Raw genomic sequence first — 13781 nt, 5'->3', positions numbered from 1 at the left:
CCTATATGCCGGGATTAAAGGACAAAGCATGGCTCGCATCTACAAGACCCGCACCTGGCACGACGAACTCTCGCCCTCGATGGACGAAATGGAGTTCCTGGCGCTGGAGGCGTACGCCCATCTGCCGGAGGATTTTCGCAAGCTGACCGGCGAGATCGTCATCCAGATCGCCGAATTCCCGACCGACGAGATCATGGACGATCTGTCGCTGGAAACGCCCTTCGACCTGCTCGGCCTGTTCGAGGGGCGCGGCATCGCCGAGCGCTGGAACCCGCAGACCGGCGAAGGCCCGAACCGCATCACGCTCTACCGCCGCGCCATCCTCGACTACTGGTCCGAGAACGAAGAGACGCTGGGCGACATCGTCACCCACGTGCTGATCCACGAGATCGGCCACCATTTCGGCCTGTCGGACGATGATATGGAGAAGATCGAAGAGGCAGCGGAATAGCGGGGTGCTTCAGCGAAAAGCCTACCAGTCGCTGAGCTTGGTGTCCGGCCCGTATTCCTGACCGTCGATATCCTTCACGACGGCCTGGCCGCAGCGCATGGCCTTGGCTTTCTTGTCGTAGGCATAGGTCGGCGAGCCGAACAGGTGCCAGCCCTTGTTCAGCGCCGCCGTCACCTTGTGGCAAAAGCTGGCATCGTCCGGGCCGGTCAGAAAGCGGTAGAGTTTCATGTCTCAAGTCCTGTCGTGAATAACCTTAGCCGATATCATGCCCCGATGGCGGCGGCCTTCGCCAGCAGTTTTTCGGCCTGCGCCAGGTGCAACCGTTCGACCATCTTGCCGTTCAGCGCGATCACGCCCTTGCCGGCGTTCTCGGTGAGCGCGAAGGCATCTCTCACCTGCCGCGCATCGGCCACTGCCTCAGTGGATGGCGCAAAGGCGTGGTTCGCGGCTTCGATCTGGGCCGGGTGGATGAGGCTCTTGCCGTCGAACCCCATGGCGGCCGCCTCGGTGCATTCATGGGCGAAGGCGTCGAGGTCGCGAAAATCGTTGGAGACGCCGTCGAGCATGTCGATGCCGCCGGCGCGCGCGGCCAGCACCATCTGCATCAGCCATGGCACGAGGTAGCGCCGGTCAGGCGTCGCCAGCACGCCGGTCTCCTTGACGAGATCATTCGTTCCGGCAACGAAACAAGCCAAACGTGAGGCCGGGTCGCGGCCCAATTCGGCGATGGCGCCGATGTTGAGCAGCGCCTTGGGCGTCTCGATCATCGCCCACAGTTTCACGCTGTCGGGAGCAAAATTGTCGTCGAGCACATCGCCGGCCTCGAGCAGGTCGCGCGGCGTGTCGACCTTGGGCAACAGGATGCCGTCGGGTTCGCAGCCTGCGGCGGCCAGCAGGTCGTCGGCACCCCATTCGCTGGCCAGCGCATTGATGCGCACCACCATCTCGCAGCGACGGCCGTCACGGTTGGCGAAAATGCCGGCCAGTTTTTTGCGCGCGGCGATCTTGTCGGCTGGAGCGACGGCGTCCTCCAGGTCGATGATGACGGCGTCGCAGGAAAGCTGTGCGATCTTGGCCAGCGCCTTGTCGTTGGAGGCCGGGACGTAGAGCACCGAGCGGCGCGGGCGATAGGTTTCCATGCGTGATCTATGCCGCGTGCGGTTGGTGGAGGCAAGCGCGCAGGGCTTTGCGCCCATCCTCCCCCTTGTGGCGAGGGTCGCTGCGAAGCAGCGGGGTGGGGGTGCGGCGCCGGACCCCCACCCGGACCTTCGGTCCGACCTCCCCACAAGGGGGAGTTAGACGCTCGGCGCCCCTGTCTGCACAAAAACTGCACACGCTTGCCGAAAACCTCCTCGGATCCGCCCTGCGATCTCCCTGCCGGCCTGCGAGACAGGCGGCATGCAAAAGCGAGCAAAACCCCGTCTGCCTCATCGGTTGCGCAGCGAAGGCTGGTGGCTGGCCGATCCGCCGCGCATGACGGCGATCCTCATTCCCTTTGTCCGCAAGAGCCCGCCGGCAATTCGGCGGGACGCCATCAGGAAAGCCAGGTCGTGACAGCGTTGTTTTCCGCCGCGCCGAGCTATTGCAGCCGCCTTGGCGTTGCCGCCCTGCTGGTCGGGCTGGCGGATTTTCTGTTCTACGGCCAGCCCGCCGGGATCACGGTTTTCCTGTTCGCCCTCCTGATTGCCGCCGCGGTCGTCGCCGTGCACCCGGCGGCCTTCAGCGACGGCAGGGTCTGGCTCAAGCCCATCGCCCTGCTTGTCGCGCTGCTGCCGCTGGCCGAGACCGTCAGCGCCCTGTCGGTCTCGACCGCGCTGGCGGGGCTGGTCGTCTTCGCGCTTTCGCTCAGCGGCCGTCTGCGACATAGCATCGCCCGCATTGCCGGCCAGATCGCGCTGTTCCTGCTGGCGGCGCCTTTCCGGCTCGTTGGCGATTTCATCCGTTGGCGCAAGACGGCGCGGCGCTTTGGCCGGCGCCGCGTACGCCTGGCGGCGATCGCCGTCTGGGTCATGCCGCTGACCTTGGGCGCAGTCTTCCTGGCGCTGTTCGGCGCCGCCAACCCGGTCATCGACTACTGGCTGTCGCTGATCGACCTGCTGAAGCTGCTCGATCTCATCCAACTGGCTCGGCTTGCCTTCTGGCTGTTCGTGCTCGCCGGCGTCTGGGCTTTTCTGCGGCCACGCCTGCCACGTCTGCTCCGCCGTCTCCCGCGCGCGACGCCGGTGGCTGATATCAGCGCTCAATCCGAGGGAACCATCACCACCATGGAGGACATGCTGTTCGGCAAGGCGGCCATCCTTCGCGCGCTTGTTATGTTCAACATGCTGTTTGCGCTGCAGACCGGGCTCGACGCCACCTATCTGTGGGGCGGGGCCGCCCTTCCCGACGGGCTGAGCTACGCCGCCTACGCGCATCGCGGCGCCTATCCCTTGATCGTCACCGCGCTGCTTGCCGCCGGCTTCGTGCTGGCGGCGCTGCGGCCCGGAAGTGCTGCATCAGCCGATCCGGTCATCCGCCGGCTGGTCTATGCCTGGGTGGCGCAGAACATCATGCTGGTCATCTCGTCGATCCTGCGGCTCGACCTCTATATCGGCATCTATGCGCTGACCTACTGGCGCGTCGCCGCCTTCGTCTGGATGGGGCTGGTGGTATCAGGCCTTGCCCTGATCATCGCCCGCATCGCGCTTGGAAAATCCAATGAATGGCTGCTGTCCGCCAATCTTCTGACGTTATCTCTGACGCTTTATGCCTGCTGTTTCATCAACTTCGCTGCGCTGATCGCCAATTACAATGTCGACCATTCCCTCGAAATGACCGGCCAGGGTATTTCACTCGACGCCTGGTATCTGCGCTCGCTCGGTCCGGGCGCGTTTCCGGCGCTTGATCGTTTCTTCGATCACCAGGAAAAGACGGCTGCCGCCGGCGCGGTCCGCGAACTTGCCAGATTGCGTGGGATCGACGAAGGCTGGTATCGCATCATCCAGCAAAACTGGCGAGCCTGGAGCTTTCGCGACTGGCGGCTCAATCGTTATCTCGACAGGAGAGGCCCGCTCGTGATTCCCTCCGCTGCCGAACCTTACGTGCCGGGCCGCTGATCCATGCCGCATCACATCCTCGTCGCCGACGATGATCCGCATATCCGCGAAGTGATCTGCTTTGCGCTGGAGAAGGCCGGCATGAAGACGCAAGGTGTGGCCGACGGCGCGGCTGCCCTGCAAGCGATCGGACGGCGCACACCTGACCTGGTCGTGCTCGACATCGGCATGCCGGAAATGGATGGGCTGGAGGTCTGCCGCCGGCTGCGGCACACATCCGATGTGCCGGTGCTGTTCCTGTCCGCGCGCGACGAGGAGATCGACCGCATCCTCGGGCTCGAAATGGGCGGCGACGACTATGTGACGAAACCGTTCAGCCCGCGCGAGCTGGTCGCCCGCGTCAACGTCATCCTGCGGCGCGCTCGCCCGGCACCGCCCGAACCGGCCGACGACAGGCAGTTCGCGCATGGCAAACTCACCTTGGCGCCGGCCAGCCATGCCGCCAGCTTCGACGGCCAGCCGCTTGCCCTGACGGGGATAGAATTCTCGATCCTGAAGGGGTTTCTGGCGCGGCCGACGCATGTGCTCGACCGCGACGCGGTGATGGCCAGCGCCTATGCCGGCAAGATCCATGTCGCCGGCCGCACCGTCGACAGCCATATCCGCAACATCCGCGCCAAGCTGGCGGCAGTGGGTTGCCCGGATGTTATCGAGACCGTGCATGGCGTCGGCTTCCGGCTCGGCCGATGCGGCTGACGACTTCCAGCAAATGGATCGGCCGCAAATGGCGACCTCGCCTCGCCATGGTCGTCGTCGCCATCCTGATCCTGGTGATGGCCCTGCCGCTGGTCGGCCTGTTCTTCTTCCGGCTCTACGAGAACCAGCTGATCCGCCAGACCGAGGCGGAGCTGATCGCGCAAGGCGCGGCCATAGCCGCCATCTATGCGCAGGATGTGAGCGACGCCGGCATTCCGGCGGAAAAACTCGGCGCGCCGATGCCGGGGCCAAGCGGGGATTCAAGCCGAAGCGCGAATCCTGACCCGCTGTACAGGCCGATCGAGCCGCAACTCGATCTCGCCTCGGATCATGTGCTTCCAACCCGACCGGCGGCGGTCGCTGCGACCATCGATCCAGCCTTCGCGGCGTTCGGCGCGCGCCTGTCCGGCATTCTCGACACCACGCAGAAAACCACGCTGGCCGGCTTCCGCCTGCTCGATCCCCGGGGCGTTGTCATTGCCGGACGCGGCGAGGTTGGACAATCGCTCGCTGACGTTGAAGAGGTGCGAGCCGCACTCGCCGGCCGCTATGCCAGCGCGCTCAGGCTGCGTATCCCCGACCAGCCGGCGCCACCGCTCTATTCGGTCAGCAGGGGCACCAAGGTGCGTGTCTTCGTCGCCTTGCCGGCCGCTGTCGAGGGCAAGGTCGCCGGCGTGGTCTATGTGTCGCGGACGCCCAACAACATCATCAAACATCTCTATGGCGAGCGCGGCAAGGTGACGTTGGCGGCCATCGCCATAATCGGCGGTACGCTGCTCATCGGCCTCGTCTTCCTGCGCACCGTCAGCCGGCCGATCTATGCGCTGATCGATCGCACCCAGCGCATCGCCGCCGGCGATCGCGCGGCGATCAGGCCGCTCGACCACCACGGCACATATGAGATGGCGGAGCAGTCCGCCGCTTTCCTCGACATGGCCGAAAAACTGCAGGCGCGATCGGACTCGATCCAGACTTTCGCCACCCATGTCTCGCACGAGCTCAAATCGCCGTTGACGGCGATCCAGGGCGCGGCCGAATTGCTGCGCGATTCGGGTAGCGCGATGGATGATACGGAGCGGCGGCGTTTCTCCAACAATATCGTCACCGATGCCGGGCGGCTCAATCTGCTGGTGCGGCGCCTGCTTGACCTGGCACGCGCCGAAAACCTGGCGCCGAGCGGCGAAAGCACCTCGACCGGTGCGGCACTGGCGCTGCTGCCCGTCGACAACAGGCTGACGGTTCGCGTCGAGGCCGGCGGCGATCTGGCCTTGCGCATATCGGCCGAGAACGCGGCGATCTTGCTTGCCAATCTCATCGACAATTCGGCCCGACATGGCGCGACGCTGGTTTCGGTCACGGCGGCGAGCGCCGGTGGCAAGGCGACCATTCTGGTCAGCGACGATGGCGCCGGCATTTCGCCGAGCAACCGGGCGCGCATTTTCGAACCGTTCTTCACCACGCGCCGCGATTCGGGCGGCACCGGCATGGGCTTCGGCATCGTGCTGGCCCTCTTGAAAGCGCATGATGGTATGATCCGCCTGGTTGACTCCGAACGCGGCACGCGCTTCGAGATCATTTTGCCCGCCGCGTAATTTGATCAGCGGCTCGAATCGGAAAGGCGAGAAAGCGTGCGCTACGACATCGTCATCATCGGCGGGGCCATCGTCGGCTCCTCGGTTGCCTATTATCTGCGCGAGGAAGGGTTTTCCGGTTCGATCGCGCTGGTCGAGCGCGACCCGCAATTCGCCCACGCGGCAACGACGCTGTCCATGGCCTCGATCCGCCAGCAATTCTCGATCCCGGAAAACATCCGCCTGTCGCAGTTCACGCTGAAACTGTTCCGGCGGCTGAAGGAAGAGTTCGGCGCGGATGCCGATATCGGCTTTCGCGAAGGCGGCTATCTCATTCTTGCCGGCGAGGACGGCTTGTCGATCCTCAAGAGCAATCACGAGGCGCAGATGGCCGAGGGCGCCGACATCGTGCTGGAGGACGTGGATCAGCTGGTCCGTCGGTTCCCGTGGCTGTCGGCCGAGGGCATCGCCGCCGGCGCCTATGGCCGCAGCGGCGAGGGTTGGTTCGACGCGCATGCGATGCTGATGCTGTTCCGCAAGGCGCTGCGGCAGAAGAAGATCGATTTCATCACCGCTGATGTCACCGGTATTGCGCGCGACGGCAACCGTGTCATCGGTGTGAGCCTCGACAATGGCGAGGTGCTGGAAGCCGGCACCATCATCAACGCCGCCGGGCCGAATGCCGGCAAGGTGGCAGCTCTTGCAGGGCTGGCGCTGCCGGTCGAGCCGCGCAAGCGCAACGTCTTCGTCTTCGAGGCGCGCGAGAAATATGCCGACATGCCGCTGCTGGTCGATCCCTCCGGCATTTATGTCAGGCCGGAAGGCTCGGTCTATCTCACCGGCGGCGCCGAGCCGGAAGAGGGCGACGGTCCCGCCGCCCCCGGGGATTTCGACGTCGATTGGCCGCTGTTCGAAGAGGTGATCTGGCCGGTGCTGGCGACCCGCATTCCGGCTTTCGAAGCGATCAAGCCGACGCGTGCCTGGGCCGGGCACTACGATTACAACACGCTCGACCAGAACGCGGTGATCGGCCCGCATCCCGAGGTCGGCAATTTCATCTTCGCCAACGGATTCTCCGGCCACGGCCTGCAGCAGGCGCCGGCGGTCGGCAAGGCGCTGGCCGAGTTGATCGTGCATGGCGGCTACCGCACGGTGGACTGCTCGGCGTTTGGCTATGGCCGTGTTGCGGAAGGGCGGGCGTTTCGGGAATTGAATGTGATTTAGCGAAGCATCGCATCGATGGCGAGAGCGTTGCCGAGCGCGTGCCCCGATGCCGTGTTGTCGAAAATGCACCAGGCCTCGGCGCCTAAAGCCACCACCCCTTCCACTTGCCGCGCAAACCCGTCGAGACTTTCGGCATCGTAGTCCGAATAATAGACGCGCGGCACGCCATGCCAGCGGAAATAGGCAAGGGCGGGCCAGCCGCCCGGGATCGCCGCTGCAGGCACCGGAGCCGGGTCGGCCGCAACACGCGCAACCTGGCGGCTAGTCAGAAGCGTATCGGCCTCCGCATCGAACCAGCTTGAATGGCGCGGCTCGCATACCAGCCTTGCCGGGGTTCGCCTCCCCAACATGTCGAAGAAACCACCTGCGACGCCTGCCTCGAAGGGCAAACTTGGCGGCAGCTGCACCAGAAGCACGCTTAGCTTTTCGCCGAGACCTTCAACCTGCTGGAGAAAGGCCTCAGAGAGCATCTCGCAGCCGACGAGACGCTGCTCATGGGTCATCGCCTTTGGTGTCTTGACGGCAAAGCGGAAATGATCCGACACGGAGCCCGCCCAGCGTTCATAGGTCTCGCGGCGATGCGTCTTGTAGAAGGAGGTGTCGATCTCAACGATAGGAAGGCGCTTGGCATAGCGTTCGAGGTGAGAACCGGGTTGCGGGAAATCATCCTTGTATCGCGTCGGAATTCCCCAGCCGGCCGTACCTATGAAACATCCCTGCTTTTCCATGCATGGGATGTGGACCAGATCAGGTGTAGGTCAAGGCGAGGGTGCGTGAAGGGCCGCTGCCACTGACCCGCTGCTCAGGCCGCCGCCAGTCTTTCAGCCTCGACATAGGCCTGCAGCCAGGCCAGCACGCGACCCCAACCCTCGGCATGCTCGGTGGCCGCTTCGCTCACCCCAGAAAAACCACCATGGCAGATGGTGAGGCGCGTGCCCTTGGCGGTCGGCTCCAGCAGCCAGGCAATCGTCGTTTGCCGTCGGCCAAGTGTTGGATGGTCCCATGCATAGACCCGCGTCTGCACGATCCGGCGCTGCGCCTCGAGCTCGAGGAATTCGCCGCCGGCCGGCAGGTCCCTGCCGCCAGCCGTCCGGACAACAACGGTCCAATGGCCACCGACGCGGAGGTCGGCCGACCAGTCGACCATCCGGTAGGTAGCGGCAGATCCCCACCATTGCTCGACTTCCTTGCCGACCAGCGCTCTGAAGATGCGTTCCGGAGGCGCTTCGATCTCGGCGGATGCCATGATCGTCTCGCCATTGGTCATGCTGTGCACTCTGGCAATTTGCATCACGGATGCCTCCACATCAAATTTGTTTCGCTCTCGAAACGAGGTTTCATCCTTTTGATGGCGGACGCTCAAAACCCTTGCCGGTCTCGAGCAGGCTCTTCAAGCTGGCCAGTACCAGCGGCCACCCCTTGGCGACGTTCCCGATCAGGCTGTGCGGCCCGTCCGCTTCATGGGTGACGGCAAGCTTCATAAGCTCGCCGTCCTGCTCGATGATGAAGGTGCAGCGCGTGTAGCCGTCGGCCTTCACCTCCGGCATCCATTCATTGCGCCATTTGATGACCAGGCGTCTGGGCGGGTCGATCTCGAGGATTTCGCCGCTGTCGGCAACGCGCCCGTCCGGGAACATCAGATTCCAGCTGGAGCCCACTTTCCAATCGCTCTCCTGATAGGAGCAGAGAAAGAACTGCCGGTTGAATTCCGGCTCGGTCAGCGCCTCCCAGAGCTTTTCGGGCGTGGTGCGGATGTAGGTCACGTAGACGAACTTGTTGCTCATCAGTCTTCCCTTTCGAGGCGTTTCTTCAAGTCGCCGAGAGCGGTCAGCCGCCCCCGCTCGAATTTGCCGATCCAGCGGTCGGCGATCTCGTTGATGGGAACGGGGTTGAGATAGTGCTCCTTCTCGCGCCCCTTGCGGATGGTGGTGACGAGGTTGGCCTCCTCCAGGATCGCCAAATGCTTGGTCACCGCCTGGCGCGTCATGTCCATCTGTTCACACAGCGCGTTCAGCGTCTGCCCGTTCCTGGCATGGAGGCTGTCCAGCAACTGCCGACGGGTCGGGTCGGCCAAGGCGCGAAAGACGGCATCCATGCTCATAGCTTTAATATGCAACCATCTGGTTGCATGTCAAGCGACCAAGGTCATCAGAAACGTCACGGCTTTGTGAGGAAGGTCAGCCCTTGCGGGAGAACCAGAAGGCGTCGGCCATGCGCTTCATGCCGATGCGTTCGTAGAAGCCGACGGCGTCGGGCATGGAGATCAGGCTGATGGCGACGGACGGGCCGAGTTGCCGGCGCGCCTCGGCCATCAGGCCCTTGCCGATGCCGAGCCCTTGCGCCGATTGGGAAACGGCGAGTTCGGAGATGTAGCAGACCTAGGAGAAGTCGGTGAGCGCCCTGATAACGCCGATCAGCGGCTTGCCCTCCACGTCGAGACGCGCGGTCAGCACCAGATTGGCGCCCGATAGCATCGCCTGCAGCCTGATGTCGTCATCGACGGGGCGTGTCCCGCCGAGGCCGGATTCGACCAGCACGCGACGGAATTCGGCGACGTCGAGTGCTGGTTCGCGTGCATAGAGGATGTGAGAGTTTTCTGCCATGACGGCCAGATTGCATCAGCTGGCCAGGATCTCGAAGCCATTTTTGAGGTGGTTCAGTTTCAGCGGGTGGCATGATACAGCCACTACGGCGGCCCGTAGCTCAGGGGAAGAGCGCCAGCTACATGCTGGAGGCCCCCGGTCGAGACGGGGCGGGTCGTCGCCAGATTTTCAAACTGGCCTTGCCTGCTATAGGCGATGCGTCCCGCACAAACAGTTGCCTTTTATTTGCCGCCGGCTTTGTGTAAACCGGCGTCAGCAAATCCTCCCGCAACGAAAACACGGGCAAAAGCCATGGAAAAATTCACCAAGCTCACCGGCGTCGCCGCTCCGATGCCGATCGTCAATGTCGACACCGACATGATCATCCCCAAGGATTATCTGAAGACGATCAAGCGCACCGGGCTTGGCACCGGCCTGTTCGCCGAAATGCGCTACAAGGACGACGGTTCGGAAAATCCGGATTTCGTGCTCAACAAGCCGGCCTACCGCAAGGCGCAGATCCTGGTTGCCGGCGATAATTTCGGCTGCGGCTCGAGCAGGGAGCACGCGCCGTGGGCGCTGCTCGACTTCGGCATTCGCTGCGTCATCTCGACCTCGTTCGCCGACATCTTCTACAACAACTGCTTCAAGAACGGCATCCTGCCGATCACCGTCAGCCCCGAGGATCTCGAGAAGCTGATGGACGATGCGTCGCGCGGCTCCAACGCCACGGTGTCGGTCGACCTCGAGGCCAAGGAAATCCGCGGGCCGGATGGCGGCGTGGTCAAATTCGACCTCGACGACTTCAAGCGGCACTGCCTGCTCAATGGTCTCGATGATATCGGCCTGACCATGGAGAAGGCCGACGCCATCGCTTCGTTCGAGAAGCGCAACGCCGAACAGCGCCCCTGGGCCTGAGTGGTAGGATCTGACCCGGCCGCCACAGGCCGGGTTCGTGGCGACTCAGCGGAGGACAGTCATGACTCGTTCGCTTCTTGCTGGCACCTGCGGGCTGGCGTTTCTTTTGATGCCTGCCACTTTGAGCCATGCCCAGACGCAGACGCCCACCGCGCCGTCTGCGGCCGAAAAGTCTGCTACGGACCAAGGGACAGACGCCGCCGACGCTTCCGATGACGACAGCCAAGCGCCTGTACCCTTCGAGGGCGGCACGCTGACCATCACCCAACCGGAACAGGACGGTGAGAAGGTGCTTGCCTATGACGGCAAGCAACTGGCCACCAACTATGACGTCTTCTTCGACAGAATAGTCGAGGTCGGCGGCGTCAAGGTGGCGCTGTTCGATGTCGGCGATGGCGGCAACCAATGCGGACCGGCCACGGTGATCGTCTGGAAGCCGGAAGGCGGCACCATCCAGAGCACCACCGTCGAGCAGGACGACTGCGGCGCGCCGCCCTCGGCGGTGTCCGACAACGCCATCTATTTCGTGCCCTATCTGTTGCCGGGGGATGAGAAGCCGGCCTTGCAGTGGTCGCCGACCGACGGACTGACGATCTCGGGCAACCTGACCTACATGCCGGAACCCGGCACCGACTGGAAGGACATCGATCCGGAAAAGTACCAGAACATCATCGACGCTTTCCACAACGAGGCCGTCTACAAGGAAGCGGAAAAGCTGCTCGGCAAGGACATGCCCGACATGGCGACCAGCCTGCTGGTCGGCGGCGGCACGGAAAAGACCGCTTCGGGCGTCTTCTACGCCAGCGGCTGCGTACCGCATGACTGCGGCGGCAATGACGGCTTCATGGCGGTCGACCCGGCCCAGCACAAGCTCTACTTCGCCCGTCGCGGCGACAAGCCCGAGCCCGACGCCTGGCCGGCGGTGACGACATGGCCGGCCGATGTCAAGGAGGCGCTGGACAAGGCGCTGGGGACTGCAAATTGAGGCATTAGCGTTGCGCGGCGCCCCCCGCGCTTTCGTCATCCAGGGGTCTGCGCCGTGTCGCTACGCTCCTTGCTCCGCCATAGGATGACGACGGAAGGGATGCTTCAGCCAATCTCGGAGGTTCGCGCTTCGCTTCCGGGCTAACAGTTCGCCTGGCTTGGCCCACGACCCGCGCCGTTCCGCCTGCTAATCTTGGCCGACAACCCAAGCAAGGCCCCTCATATGCGAAAACTGATCTCCACCGGTTCCCCGTTCGAAAAGACCGCCGGCTATTCGCGTGCCGTGGTGCAGGGCGACTGGTGCTTCGTGTCCGGCACGACCGGCTACGACTATGCGACGATGACGATGCCGGAGACGGTCGAGGCGCAGACGCGCCATTGCCTGGCCACGATCGGCAAGGCGCTCAAGGATGGCGGCTTCGAGATGGCCGACGTGGTGCGGGCGCATTATTACATCACCGACCAGGCCTTCGTGGACATCGTCTTTCCGATCCTGGGCGAGACGTTCGGCGACATCAGGCCGGCGGCGACGATGATCGTCTGCCAGCTCAACAAGCCGGAAATGAAGATCGAGATCGAAGTCACCGCGCTGCGGCGCACGGCTTGAAGGCGGTCAAGCGATGAAAGTCCAGCGCATCGTTGCCAACATCGCCACGCAAGACATCGTGGCGGCAAAACGCTTCTACCAGGACGTACTCGGCCTCGACGTGCTGATGGACCTTGGCTGGATCGCCACCTACGGCTCCCAAGCAAAGATGGATGTCCAGATCAGTTTCATGGCACATGGCGGCTCCGGCACGCCGGTGCCGGATCTGTCGATCGAGGTCGACGATGTCGATGCAGCGCTCGATGCCATGAAGACCGCCGGCTTCGCCATCGAATACGGACCGGCCGACGAGCCCTGGGGCGTGCGGCGCTTCTATGTGCGCGATCCGTTCGGCCGGCTGGTCAACATTCTCTCGCATCGGTGATGGCATAGGTCTGTAAGCGCCAAGGCGAGTGCGGATCTTGAGATGTCGGCGGCCAGGGATCGCCAAAAGAACGTTGCTCATATTTCATCCCCGCGTTCCTGCTTGCGCGTCGGCCGTTCGGCGTTTAGCAAGGCCGCGGTTCAAATTCTTTCTGGGACGGTTTCTCCATGGCAACGAAACATCTTTTCCTGCTCCCCGGCGACGGCATCGGTCCGGAGGCCATGGCCGAGGTCAAGAAACTGATATCAGCCATGAACGACAAGCTCGGCAGCGGTTTTACCACCGAGGACGGTCTGGTCGGCGGCTGCGCCTATGACGCGCATGGCGCGGCGATCTCCGATGCCGACATGGAAAAGGCGATGGCGGCCGACGCGGTGCTGTTCGGCGCCGTCGGCGGTCCAAAATGGGACGCGGTGCCCTACGAGGTACGCCCTGAGGCCGGCCTGCTGCGGCTGCGCAAGGACATGGAGCTGTTCGCCAATCTGCGCCCGGCCATCTGCTATCCGGCACTGGCGGCGTCCTCCTCGCTAAAGCAGGAGGTGGTCGAGGGTCTCGACATCCTCATCGTGCGCGAGCTGACCGGCGGCGTTTACTTCGGCGAGCCCAAGCAGATCATCGATCTCGGCAACGGCCAGAAGCGCGGCATCGACACGCAGGTCTACGACACGTTCGAGATCGAGCGCATTTCCGGCGTCGCCTTCGAACTGGCACGGACGCGCAAGAACCACGTCACCTCGATGGAAAAGCGCAATGTGATGAAGTCGGGCGTGCTGTGGAACGAGGTCGTCACCCAGACCCACAAGGCCCGCTATTCCGACGTCAAGCTCGACCACATGCTGGCCGATGCCGGCGGCATGCAGCTGGTGCGCTGGCCAAAACAGTTCGACGTCATCGTCACCGACAATCTGTTCGGCGACATGCTGTCCGACATTGCCGCCATGCTGACCGGCTCGATCGGCATGCTGCCGTCGGCCTCGCTCGGCGCGCCTGACGTGAAGACCAAGAAGCGCAAGGCGCTCTACGAGCCGGTGCATGGCTCGGCCCCCGACATTGCCGGCAAGGGCATCGCCAACCCGATCGCCATGATCGCCTCCTTCGCCATGTGCCTGCGCTATTCCTTCGGCATGGTGGCGGAAGCCGACCGTCTCGAAAGCGCCATCGCCGCAGTGCTCGACGATGGCCTGCGCACCAAGGACATCATGTCCGCGGGCATGACCGAGGTCGGCACGGTCGAGATGGGCGACGCGATCATCGCCAAGTTCCTGGGATAATCGCGGCGGTCATCGTCC

The 13781-nt window shown here is 63.7% G+C and carries 16 protein-coding genes and 1 pseudogene; 10 read left to right on the top strand and 7 right to left on the bottom strand.

Annotated features, from left to right (window positions below; genetic code table 11):
- Positions 1-28 precede the first annotated feature (28 nt).
- Positions 29-451, top strand: a complete 423-nt coding sequence (locus ASD99_RS24980; protein WP_023763026.1) for a metallopeptidase family protein — start codon at positions 29-31, stop codon at positions 449-451.
- Between the two features lie 21 nt (positions 452-472).
- Here the strand turns inward: ASD99_RS24980 and ASD99_RS24975 are convergent, their stop codons facing one another.
- Both ASD99_RS24975 and ASD99_RS24970 read right to left on the bottom strand, forming a co-directional pair.
- Positions 473-679, bottom strand: a complete 207-nt coding sequence (locus ASD99_RS24975; protein ID WP_056585621.1) for a DUF1737 domain-containing protein — start codon at positions 677-679, stop codon at positions 473-475.
- A 35-nt stretch (positions 680-714) separates the two neighbouring features.
- Entirely contained in the window at positions 715-1590 is an 876-nt protein-coding gene (locus ASD99_RS24970) for an HpcH/HpaI aldolase/citrate lyase family protein (RefSeq protein WP_057145222.1), read from the bottom strand.
- 411 nt (positions 1591-2001) lie between these two features.
- On the opposite strand from ASD99_RS24970, the gene ASD99_RS24965 reads away from it, so the two are divergent.
- The 4 genes from ASD99_RS24965 to ASD99_RS24950 are packed head-to-tail and all read left to right on the top strand — an operon-like array spanning position 2002 to position 7037.
- A complete protein-coding gene (locus ASD99_RS24965) occupies positions 2002-3546 on the top strand; it encodes a DUF4173 domain-containing protein (RefSeq protein WP_056585625.1) in 1545 nt (514 codons plus the stop codon).
- Positions 3547-3549: 3 nt separating this feature from the next.
- Positions 3550-4242: a response regulator transcription factor gene (locus ASD99_RS24960; protein ID WP_056585627.1), complete on the top strand. Its 693-nt coding sequence runs from the start codon at positions 3550-3552 to the stop codon at positions 4240-4242.
- Complete coding sequence (locus ASD99_RS24955; protein WP_057145221.1) at positions 4233-5834, top strand: ATP-binding protein; 1602 nt, start codon at positions 4233-4235, stop codon at positions 5832-5834. Before ASD99_RS24960 ends, ASD99_RS24955 begins: the two co-directional genes overlap by 10 nt.
- Positions 5835-5870: 36 nt before the next feature.
- Positions 5871-7037 (top strand): NAD(P)/FAD-dependent oxidoreductase, encoded by a 1167-nt coding sequence (locus tag ASD99_RS24950; RefSeq protein ID WP_057145220.1) that lies wholly within the window; start codon positions 5871-5873, stop codon positions 7035-7037.
- On the opposite strand, the gene ASD99_RS24945 is transcribed toward ASD99_RS24950, so the two are convergent.
- The 5 genes and pseudogenes from ASD99_RS24945 to ASD99_RS24925 all read right to left on the bottom strand — a co-directional run bounded on the left by ASD99_RS24945 (position 7034) and on the right by ASD99_RS24925 (position 9640).
- A complete protein-coding gene (locus tag ASD99_RS24945) occupies positions 7034-7765 on the bottom strand; it encodes a DUF72 domain-containing protein (RefSeq protein ID WP_056585632.1) in 732 nt (243 codons plus the stop codon). The two genes, ASD99_RS24950 and ASD99_RS24945, sit on opposite strands and share 4 nt — an antisense overlap.
- A 74-nt stretch (positions 7766-7839) precedes the next feature.
- The gene (locus ASD99_RS24940) at positions 7840-8328 is read right to left on the bottom strand and encodes an SRPBCC family protein (RefSeq protein WP_244497888.1); all 489 of its coding nucleotides are present in this window, start codon (positions 8326-8328) and stop codon (positions 7840-7842) included.
- Positions 8329-8374: 46 nt separating this feature from the next.
- A complete protein-coding gene (locus ASD99_RS24935; protein WP_056585636.1) occupies positions 8375-8821 on the bottom strand; it encodes an SRPBCC family protein in 447 nt (148 codons plus the stop codon).
- Positions 8821-9138: an ArsR/SmtB family transcription factor gene (locus tag ASD99_RS24930; protein WP_082525391.1), complete on the bottom strand. Its 318-nt coding sequence runs from the start codon at positions 9136-9138 to the stop codon at positions 8821-8823. The genes ASD99_RS24935 and ASD99_RS24930 overlap by 1 nt, the downstream gene beginning before the upstream one ends.
- Before the next feature lie 76 nt (positions 9139-9214).
- Positions 9215-9640: pseudogene (locus ASD99_RS24925) on the bottom strand (GNAT family N-acetyltransferase).
- A 291-nt stretch (positions 9641-9931) separates the two neighbouring features.
- Here ASD99_RS24925 and leuD point away from each other — a divergent pair.
- From leuD to leuB, 5 genes are all read left to right on the top strand, one after another.
- Entirely contained in the window at positions 9932-10537 is a 606-nt protein-coding gene (leuD, locus tag ASD99_RS24920) for a 3-isopropylmalate dehydratase small subunit (protein WP_056585642.1), read from the top strand.
- Between the two features lie 61 nt (positions 10538-10598).
- Positions 10599-11522 carry a hypothetical protein gene (locus ASD99_RS24915; protein WP_057145219.1) on the top strand — a complete coding sequence of 308 codons (924 nt, stop codon included), beginning with the start codon at positions 10599-10601 and terminating at the stop codon, positions 11520-11522.
- 222 nt (positions 11523-11744) lie between these two features.
- Positions 11745-12128: a RidA family protein gene (locus tag ASD99_RS24910; protein WP_056585646.1), complete on the top strand. Its 384-nt coding sequence runs from the start codon at positions 11745-11747 to the stop codon at positions 12126-12128.
- Positions 12129-12141: 13 nt separating this feature from the next.
- Positions 12142-12492 carry a VOC family protein gene (locus ASD99_RS24905; protein ID WP_056585648.1) on the top strand — a complete coding sequence of 117 codons (351 nt, stop codon included), beginning with the start codon at positions 12142-12144 and terminating at the stop codon, positions 12490-12492.
- A 167-nt stretch (positions 12493-12659) separates the two neighbouring features.
- Positions 12660-13763, top strand: a complete 1104-nt coding sequence (leuB, locus tag ASD99_RS24900) for a 3-isopropylmalate dehydrogenase (protein WP_057145218.1) — start codon at positions 12660-12662, stop codon at positions 13761-13763.
- Positions 13764-13781 lie beyond the last annotated feature (18 nt).

Source organism: Mesorhizobium sp. Root695 (genome assembly GCF_001428185.1).
Taxonomy (GTDB): domain Bacteria; phylum Pseudomonadota; class Alphaproteobacteria; order Rhizobiales; family Rhizobiaceae; genus Mesorhizobium.
Note: the sequence above shows the minus strand (reverse complement) of the source record. Positions and strands in the feature narration are given on the sequence as shown.